Annotated in this window: 6 protein-coding genes and 3 pseudogenes; 4 read left to right on the forward strand and 5 right to left on the reverse strand. The window is 39.8% G+C overall.

The window, feature by feature from the left end:
• Nucleotides 1-154 (forward strand): annotated as a pseudogene (locus tag EAF07_RS10200) (IS30 family transposase); the annotation flags it as partial.
• A 1,037-nt stretch (nt 155-1,191) separates the two neighbouring features.
• On the opposite strand, the gene EAF07_RS10210 reads toward EAF07_RS10200, so the two are convergent.
• From EAF07_RS10210 to EAF07_RS10225, 4 genes are all read right to left on the reverse strand, one after another.
• Nucleotides 1,192-1,650, reverse strand: coding sequence for a DUF6568 family protein (locus EAF07_RS10210; protein ID WP_121836443.1), 459 nt, complete (start codon nt 1,648-1,650; stop codon nt 1,192-1,194).
• A gap of 18 nt (nt 1,651-1,668) precedes the next feature.
• Nucleotides 1,669-4,005, reverse strand: coding sequence for an endonuclease MutS2 (locus EAF07_RS10215; protein ID WP_121836444.1), 2,337 nt, complete (start codon nt 4,003-4,005; stop codon nt 1,669-1,671).
• 94 nt (nt 4,006-4,099) lie between these two features.
• Nucleotides 4,100-4,642: a CvpA family protein gene (locus tag EAF07_RS10220; protein ID WP_121836445.1), complete on the reverse strand. Its 543-nt coding sequence runs from the start codon at nt 4,640-4,642 to the stop codon at nt 4,100-4,102.
• Entirely contained in the window at nt 4,639-4,953 is a 315-nt protein-coding gene (locus tag EAF07_RS10225) for a hypothetical protein (RefSeq protein ID WP_121836446.1), read from the reverse strand. The genes EAF07_RS10220 and EAF07_RS10225 overlap by 4 nt, the downstream gene beginning before the upstream one ends.
• Before the next feature lie 176 nt (nt 4,954-5,129).
• Here EAF07_RS10225 and rnhC point away from each other — a divergent pair, with 176 nt between their 5' ends.
• From rnhC to recD2, 3 genes and pseudogenes are all read left to right on the forward strand, one after another.
• Entirely contained in the window at nt 5,130-6,026 is an 897-nt protein-coding gene (rnhC, locus tag EAF07_RS10230) for a ribonuclease HIII (protein ID WP_121836447.1), read from the forward strand.
• Nucleotides 6,027-6,097: 71 nt separating this feature from the next.
• Nucleotides 6,098-6,694 carry a signal peptidase I gene (gene lepB, locus EAF07_RS10235; protein WP_121836448.1) on the forward strand — a complete coding sequence of 199 codons (597 nt, stop codon included), beginning with the start codon at nt 6,098-6,100 and terminating at the stop codon, nt 6,692-6,694.
• Between the two features lie 84 nt (nt 6,695-6,778).
• Nucleotides 6,779-8,987, forward strand: a pseudogene (recD2, locus tag EAF07_RS10240) (SF1B family DNA helicase RecD2); the annotation flags it as partial.
• 343 nt (nt 8,988-9,330) lie between these two features.
• Here the strand turns inward: recD2 and EAF07_RS10245 are convergent.
• Nucleotides 9,331-9,484 (reverse strand): annotated as a pseudogene (locus EAF07_RS10245) (IS30 family transposase); the annotation flags it as partial.

Here is a 9,484-nt window from a genome sequence, read left to right on the forward strand (position 1 = left end):
TGAGAATCATAATAGACTCATCCGGCGTTGGTTGCCTAAGGGAAGCAAAAATGCGACTCAACAACAAGTCGCATTTATTGAAAACTGGATTAACAACTATCCAAAGAAACTATTCAATTATAAATCTCCTATAGAGTTTTTACAGACTGCCTAACTTGAACTTGAAATTTGGCTTATCGTACCATAAAAACGTTTTTTTAAAAACTTGTTTTTTTTTGGGAAGTTGGGTATATAGTAAAAGTGATAAAATATAGAAATAACTTGTTAGAAAGGAGGAATTTAGATAAATCAAGTTATTTTATTAAAAAATGTGAAAATATGATAAGAGTATTTGCTATGAAAAAAATTAAATATTTAATTATTTTTGTAATTAGTAGTTATTTAATTCTTAATTTTATGGTTTCAGATGGGTATCGATATGAGAAAATATTTTATGGATTGATGATTTTAATTCTTATAGGAATACTAGCTGTATCAAAGAATGAAAAATAAAAATGCTGGTGCAACATGCTTCAGCATTTTTATACTTGTCAAAAATCAAAAATTACTTTTTTGCTTCTTTCTTAAAAGTGCGGACGCTCCAAAGGTCTGGGAGACCTTTTGAGGTGGGAAATGAAGCTGACGAAGTCAGTATCACAACCTCCTACGGAGTTTCATTGCTACTTTTTGACCCTCTTTTTCGCAGTAGATGATTGGCTGTACTTGTCGACTACTCGACAGTGTGCAACCTAATCATCCTTGCGGGGGAACTACTACGAAATTGACTTTCAATTTCTGTAGTTCTCCCAAAAATCCGTTTTTATCAAGCCAATTCCCCTCGCTCTTTTATTTCTGAGCTTGGGCTAAAACTGTCCACTGGACAGTTTTACTAATAAGAATATCACCATGGCGAAAGAAGCTCTGGTAAATCAAGCCATTTATTGGTTCTTGATTTTACTTAAACTGCTAATTTTGATTTTGGATGAGTATCAGTTGGGTTCGGCATTCGGCTGATTCCACCGGAGGGGTATCAGCTTTGAGAATGAGGCGAACAAATCACGCAGTCGGTTAAATAAAGGAGAGAGAATACTTATTCGTTCGGACAGACTTTTATGATTTACCACGATTAAGATAAAGCAAATCGTAGGAATTTAAAGAAATATACGATGATTATTCCTACAAAAAACTCTGGCAAAAAATCGCAGGCACTTTTTACTCACTATATTTTTCAATAAAAGCCTTAATCTCATCAACGGTTGATTCGCTACCTTTTAACAGACTATCTACCATCTGTTTATCAGAAAAATAGCTAAAATGTGGAACGGTCTTAATACCAAAGTAAGCAATGAATTCATTCCAATCTTTAGCATCAGCCTCATCTGAATTTAGGTAATAAATCCTTGCCGATTTCTCCTGATGAGCCTCCGCTAACTTTGGAACAAAAACCTGACAATACCCACATGTTGGACGACCTAAGTAGATTAAAAACTCCTCTGAATTAGCAATCTTCTCATTGAGCTCTTGCAAGGTAATTTCTTCTAGATTTGCTACAGACTCTTGATAAGTCCCTGTCTTTTTTTCTTGGAGTTCAGAACTTGATTGACGACCACAGCTCATTAGAAGAATACTTATCATAAAAAACGAAACGGTCACTAATATTTTCTTTAACATGTTTTACTTTCCGAACTCTTACCCTAGTGTCGCAATGGTACAGCCACTTCCTCCAGCCGTTTGTGGGGCATATTCAAAGTATTTAACATGTTTGTTACGACGAAGATATTTAGTTACTGCCTCACGAATGACTCCTGTACCAATACCATGAATAATGTCCACTTGTCCCATATTATTCAAAAGTGCTTGGTCAATAAAGGCATCCAACTCCTGCATAGCTTCCTCATAGCGTTTACCACGAAGATCCAAACGAGCCCTTGGCCCAGACCCTGTTGCAACTTTCTTGACCACATTGATTTGACGTTTCTTAGGTTTCTGAGCTTCTTCCTGCACCTTAACCAAGCTAAACTCGTCCTCGATTAAAGTCATCTTGATGATACCAACCTGAGCCTCCCAAGTTTTGTCCTTGATTTTCTTCACCAAAGTACCACGCTGACCATAAGCCGTCACGATGATATCATCACCCACTTCAGGATTTTTTAACTTTTTCGCTTTTTTCAAGACTTTATTGTGGGAAAGCTGAGCTTCTGGAGCAAGTTTTTTCAGTTGACCTTTAGCTTCAATCACTTCATGTGGTTTCAGAGCCGCGCGATCGTGGAGATCTTTAAGGATTTTATCGGATTCAGCAATCGCCAATTCAACCACCTCACGCGCCTCTGCTGCCGCTTTTTCAACTTCCTTGTCCTTAGTATGGGCAAATTCATTATACAATTTCTTAACCGCACGGTTAAATTTGAGATTTTCTTGCTCAACATCACGGATATGATCCAATCGTTTACGGCTTTCCACAGTCTGTGCTTCCAACTGCTCAATGATACGATTGACATCACTATCACGGTCAGTCATCTGCTCTGCTTTTTCCACAATAGTAGCAGAAAGTCCTAAACGGCGAGCAATTTCAAAGGCATTTGAGCGTCCAGGGACACCTTGCATGAAGCGGTAAGTTGGACTTAAGGTTGCCACATCAAACTCCATGCTGGCATTTTCAACATGCGCTGTCTCAATACCATAAGCCTTGAGTTCTGGATAGTGAGTTGTCGCCATCGTCTTAATGCCATTAAGGCGAAGATAATCAAGAATAGCCATCGCAAGACTAGCTCCCTCTTGCGGGTCCGTACCTGCTCCCAACTCATCAAAAAGAATAAGGCTATCCTCATCAGCAGCTTGTAAGGTCGCAACAACTTGTGTCATGTGGCTTGAGAAGGTAGACAAGCTCTGCTCAATAGACTGCTCATCACCAATATCCGCAAAAATGTCTTTAAAGACAGCAACCTTTGAACCCACATCCGCCAAAACAGGAAGACCAGATTGAGCCATCAACTGTGTCAAACCAAGCGTCTTTAGCATGATGGTCTTACCACCCGTATTTGGACCTGTGATCACAATACCTATCAGCTCATTTGGAAAATACAAATCATTTGGAACGGGATTAATCAGTAGAGGGTGTCTAACATTAAAGAGCTGAATACTCTTATCTGCTGATAAGGTCGGTACAACTGCCTTTTTCTCTCTCATGAACAGATACTTGGCACGCACCAAATCAATATGCCCTAAAATCCAAGCATTATTTCTGATAATGTGGGCATGTGGACGAAGCATATTTGACAGCTCGTGGAGCACCCTTGCCATCTCGTGTCGCTCATCAGCACGCAACTGCGTGATTTCTTCATTTAGCTGTACCACAGCACGTGGCTCAATATAGACCGTATTTCCAGAAGATGAAATGTCATGCACCACACCAGCAATTTTATTACGGTGCGAATTCCGCACAGGAAGCACTGAGCGACCATTACGAGAAGCAATCAGATTTTCTGATAAATAATCGGCACTTTTCTTCAGAATTCCCTGTAAGGTCTCACGTACCTGGCCTTCACTAATGGCAATTTGACGGCGAATTTTTTCCAATTCTGGACTGGCAAAATTTTCAATAAAGCCACCATCGTTAATGGCTTGAAGGCTTCCTGATAAACTTGGAAACACCTCAAGCGTCTCAAAAAGACGACCCAAAGCTTTTAGCTCTGCATTTTCCAAAAGACTATAAAAACGACTCATTTCAGCCGATACTTGAAGAACTTTTTTTAGCTCAATCAATTCAGCAACGTTCAAGTCTGCGTCTAACTCGAGGCGACGAAGAGGTTCTGAGACATCGCGCAAACTTCCCATGGCAAAACCGTGGTGCTCGATAAAAATGGCTTCCATATCCGAAATTTCGGTAAAGGATTGTTCAATCTTATCAGGATTTACCATGGGCTCAAGGTCACGTAATTCTACTAGCCCTTGCTGGGTTTGTAAATAAGGTTCAAAAAGACTTCTAACCTTGTTAAATTCTAATTGTTCAATAATCTTGTTATTCATGGTTATATTATATCACAGTAATAGATAAGAGGAGAAAAAAGAGCAAGTCTCACCTTAAATACAGCAAAAAAATCCAGAACATCTGTTCCAGATTTTAAAAAATCTTTGTCACCCAAAAATATTTCCAAAGTTGCGCGAAAATTGGGAAATTAATCAATAGCTTTATCATGATATGACTAGCTAAAAAATTCTGAATAGTAGTAGCTGGAACCGTTGCTACCAGTGTTAGTCCCATGCTAAAAAAGAGAATAGTAACTAAAATAGCAAGCCCACCACTCACACAGTTTAATAAAACACTATCAAACTGATCCAAGTTAACCAAGTGAAGAAAAATACCAATCACTCGAAAAGCGACATAGCTCAGACCATAAATACCAATAAAAGCAACACCTGCGTAGAAAACCCTATCAAGGTCAAAAACAGTGACATCCTTAAAAAAATGAACCACCGTATCTTGTCCTGGATTAACAAATGGCACCCAGAGCGTCAGCCTTTCTGCTAGTCTTTGGTAAAAATGATTTGCAATAAACAATGACATCACACTTGCAAGCGCATAGTAACCTTGTAACAAAATGCCACGCATGTAACCAATATAAAATTGCCAAGCCAGAATGAGGATAAAGAGTAAACCAATCATCTCTCATCCTCACTTAATTCCAATTCTAACTGATTATTTTTTTCCTTTAAGGCCATGATTTTCTCAGTTCGCAATCGCTCAAGCTCACGCTCTGTCTCTTCAAATACAATCTCGCGACTAAGTTGCGTGGATAAGGTGTTAATCGCCATCAAAATAGCAATCGTCTCATTATCCGCTTCAGGAAGGCTACGTTTAATCGCATCGTATTTTTCACGCGCAACACGTTCCACTTCTTCCATAAAAAGATTATCTTTATCCGTAGTGAGGGTTAGCGGTTTATTACCAAAAACAAATTTGTAACGATTTTTCATGTTTTAATCTCAAAGAACGTAACGGCTATACCATTTTTCGCCAATCCGCTCCGTGTTTAGTCGTATCTCACAACCAAACAACCCTTTCCATTATTACTCTAACTCCTACCATTATAACGCAAAATTAGAAAATGGTAAAATATGACCTTTTCTTCTCTTTATGTTACAATATTTCTATGAACACTATCGTCATGAAGATGGGAGAAGGACGAACTAAGTCCCTAGCTCAAGAACTCGCTAACTACCAAATTACTAACAATAATCCTTATGTTTCCTTTGCTGCTAAGGTTTCTAGCACAACCGTACTCGTTTACACTTCGGGTAAGATTGTCTTTCAAGGCAGCGGCGCCCAAGGCTTAGCGGAGTCCTTTGGTTATGTTTTGGAAAATAGCAAAGCAGTATCACCTGCTGGGCAAAATCTCTCATTGATTGGTTCAGATGAGGTTGGTAACGGTTCTTACTTTGGTGGCATTGCTGTTGTTGCGAGCTTGGTAACACCAGACGATCATGCCTTTCTCAAATCACTTGGTGTCGATGATTCTAAAAATCTAACAGACCTCAAAATTCGTCAGATTGCGCCAATCTTAGAAGATAAAATCCCTCACAAAGCTCTGCTATTGTCTCCTAAAAAATATAACGAAGTCGTGGGGGAAGGCAAAAAGCATAATGCCGTCTCTGTTAAAGTGGCTCTGCATAACCAAGCGATTTTTCTGCTCCTACAGGAAGTCGCAACACCCGATAAAATCGTTATCGACGCCTTTACCAGTCAGAAAAATTATGAAAAGTATCTCAAAAACGAAGCCAATCACTTCAATAATCCTCTGACTTTTGAAGAAAAAGCTGAGGGGAAATACTTAGCCGTGGCGGTTAGCTCCATCATTGCCAGAAATCTCTTTCTTGAAAATCTGGAAAAGCTGAGCAGTGATCTTGGTTATAAACTCCCAAGCGGAGCAGGAGCAAACTCTGATAAGGTTGCCAGCAAAATCCTTTCTGCCTACGGGATGGAAGGACTTCATTATGCCGCAAAACTCCACTTTGCTAATACACAAAAAGCACTAAAACTCTCGAAATAAGAGAAAACTATTAACTACTTGAAAGGACAAAAAACGTTCGAACCTCTCGAACTAACACTATTTTTTAATCTATGAAACAATTTATCAAAGAATGGGGACTTTTTCTCCTCACAATGTCTGCTATCCTCCTCTCTTCTATCTTTGTTTGGTTCAGCGTTACTGTTGATGGTCACTCTATGGACCCAACCTTAGCCGATAAAGAATATCTCTTTGTCGTAAAAATCTCTAAAATTAATCGTTTTGACATTGTCGTCGCAGATGAGACTGATGAGAACGGTGAATCTAAAAAAATCGTAAAACGTGTCATCGGTATGCCTGGAGATACCATCACCTATGACAACGACACCCTCTATGTCAATGGTCAAAAAACTGAAGAACCTTATTTAGACGAATACCGTAAGCTGTTTGCTAAGGATAAATTGCAGAGCACCTACTCTTATAGCAAACTTTTCCAACAATTAGCGGAACAGTCACCCTCATTTACGGCTGATCGTACTGGTTCAAGCTCCTTTACAGTTACCGTTCCAGAAGGACAATACTACCTTCTCGGAGATGACCGTATCGTCTCAAAAGATAGCCGAGCAGTAGGAACCTTTAAAAAAGAAGCCATCATTGGTGAAATCAAATTCCGCTTCTGGCCATTTAACAAAATCGGAACCGTTGATTAAAAGTTGCCAAAATTTGTCATCACTATCTAGTGAAAAACTCACATTTCAAGGTTGAGCTACGCTCAACCTTTTTACTAAAAAACTATGAACGAAGTATATTTTTCAGGCGAGATTAATCGCATTATTTTTGAAAATGCTAGTAATTTTTTTAAAATTATCTTGCTAGACATTGAAGACACAGACAGTGACTTTAATGATTTTGAAGTCATCGTGACAGGAACGATTGCTGATGTTATCGAGGGGGAAAACTACACTTTTTGGGGAGAATTGACCCAGCACCCTAGGTATGGTGAGCAGCTCAAAGTCACTCGCTACGAGCGGGCTAAACCGACTTCCTCTGGTTTGGTCAAATATTTCTCCAGTGATCATTTCAAAGGCATCGGGAAAAAAACAGCTGAAAAAATTGTCCAGCTTTACGGTGATAATACCATTGATAAAATCTTGGAAGATCCATCAAAATTAGCTACCATTTCTGGCTTGTCCAAAGTGAACCGTGAAGGCTTTCTTGCCAAATTAAAGCTCAATTATGGAACTGAACAAATTCTCGCAAAACTTGCCGAATATGGATTGACCAACCGTGTTGCCTTTGAGATTTTCAATCAGTATAAGGACATGACCCTTGACATCATTCACGAAAATCCCTACCAGTTAGTAGAAGATATTCAAGGGGTTGGTTTTAAAAGTGCTGACCTTTTGGCAGAAAAGCTGGGCATCGAAGCTGATGCACCCCAGCGCTTCCGCGCAGCCCTTGTTCACAGCCTCCTAGAAGCCTCTTTGGAAAAGGGGGATACCTATGTCGAAGCTAAGGAATTATTGGAAAGGGCACTTTACATCCTAGAAGAGGCTCGCCAAATTGAGCTAGTTCCTGCGCAGGTCGCTCAGGAACTCCAAAACTTAATCGCCGAAGATAAGATTCAAAATGTTGAGACGCGTATCTTTGATAATACCCTCTATTATGCAGAAGAAGGGATAAAAAAACACCTATCTCGCATCATGGAAACCCCATTAGAAAAAAATCTTGACGACGATAAAATCTCCGAAGCAATTACTCGTATCGAAGCCAATTTCAAGTTGGCCTATGATGACATACAGAAAAAAGCCATTCACGATGCCTTAAAGAGCAAAGTTTTCATTTTAACCGGTGGACCTGGTACTGGAAAAACAACTGTTATCAACGGCATCATTGAAGCATACGGTAAACTCCACGGCATTGACACTCATAAAAACGAAGTTCCTATCACTCTAGCTGCCCCAACAGGACGTGCTGCCAGACGCATGAATGAGCTGACAGGATTGCCAGCAGCGACCATTCATCGTCACCTCGGACTAAATGGGGACAATAACAACGATTACCAATCCATTGATGATTATCTTGATTGCGAGCTTATCATCATTGATGAGTTCTCTATGGTAGACACTTGGCTGGCTAACCAACTTTTTGCCTCAATTGCCAGCCATACACAAGTTATTATTATCGGTGATAGCGACCAGCTTCCGTCTGTCGGCCCTGGGCAAGTTTTAGCTGATTTGTTAAAAATAGCAGAGCTTCCACAGGTTGCCTTAACCAAAATCTTTCGACAGTCTGAAGATTCGACCATTGTTACCCTAGCTAGTCAAATGCGTTCGGGACAGCTTCCTGATGATTTTACCCAGAAAAAAGCTGACCGCTCTTATTTTGAAGCTCAAGCACAATACATTCCAGATATGGTGGAAAAGATTGTTCGCTCTGCCTTGAAATCTGGTATCAAAGCACAAGATGTCCAAATTCTAGCACCCATGTACCGAGGACAAGCAGGTATTACCAACCTCAATACTCTCATGCAAAACCTCCTTAATCCTAAGGAAGAAAAACTCGAATTTCTATTCAACGATCAAATCTTTAGGAGCTCTGACAAGGTCTTACATCTGGTTAATGATGCAGAACTCAATGTGTTTAATGGAGATCTTGGCTACATTACCGAATTAATGCCCGCCAAATACACAGACAGCAAACAAGATGAAATCACCATTCAATTTGATGGGAACGAAGTCACCTATCCTCGCAATGAGTGGCACAAGATTACCCTTGCCTACGCCATGTCTATCCATAAATCTCAGGGCAGTGAGTTTCAGGTAGTTATCCTACCTATCACGCGCCAGAGCGGTCGCATGCTCCAGCGTAACCTCATTTATACAGCCATCACACGCTCTAAAAGCAAACTCATCATGTTGGGAGAACTCTCCGCCTTTGACTACGCTGTCAAAAATGAAGGAGCTAGTCGTAAAACGTATCTAGTGGAACGCTTTGGCAATCAAGTAGTTGCCAGTCAGACAGTCCCTGTTCTTGATGAATCAACTACAAGCCCCCTATCATCAAATGCAGAATCGCCTACCACAGACAGCCCTGCTTTATCTCCACAAAAGCCTGAAAATTATCGTCTCACCGAAGAAAACTTTCTAACGATTGATCCAATGATTGGTATAACAGAGGAAGATATCGCAACCTTTTTTAAGTCATAATAGCTAATTAGCAGGTTATCTTTATGAAACTTTTATCTTTTCTTAATGGTCAGTTTAGCAAGACATGATATGATGAAAGCAACAAATAAATAATGTAGACAGTGATAAGGAATAGAACGCCAAATTTCAAGTTCAAGTTAGGCAGTCTGTAAAAACTCTATAGGAGATTTATAATTGAATAGTTTCTTTGGATAGTTGTTAATCCAGTTTTCAATAAATGCGACTTGTTGTTGAGTCGCATTTTTGCTTCCCTTAGGCAACCAACGCCGGATGAGTCTATTATGATTCTCA

Source organism: Streptococcus hillyeri (assembly GCF_003686955.1).
Lineage (GTDB): Bacteria > Bacillota > Bacilli > Lactobacillales > Streptococcaceae > Streptococcus > Streptococcus hillyeri.

Coding starts and splice junctions, on each gene's coding strand:
- EAF07_RS10215 (WP_121836444.1), bottom strand. CDS start 4,005: ATGAATAACAAGATTATTGAACAATTAGAATTTAACAAGGTTAGAAGT.
- EAF07_RS10225 (WP_121836446.1), bottom strand. CDS start 4,953: ATGAAAAATCGTTACAAATTTGTTTTTGGTAATAAACCGCTAACCCTC.
- lepB (WP_121836448.1), top strand. CDS start 6,098: ATGAAACAATTTATCAAAGAATGGGGACTTTTTCTCCTCACAATGTCT.
- EAF07_RS10210 (WP_121836443.1), bottom strand. CDS start 1,650: ATGTTAAAGAAAATATTAGTGACCGTTTCGTTTTTTATGATAAGTATT.
- rnhC (WP_121836447.1), top strand. CDS start 5,130: ATGAACACTATCGTCATGAAGATGGGAGAAGGACGAACTAAGTCCCTA.
- EAF07_RS10220 (WP_121836445.1), bottom strand. CDS start 4,642: ATGATTGGTTTACTCTTTATCCTCATTCTGGCTTGGCAATTTTATATT.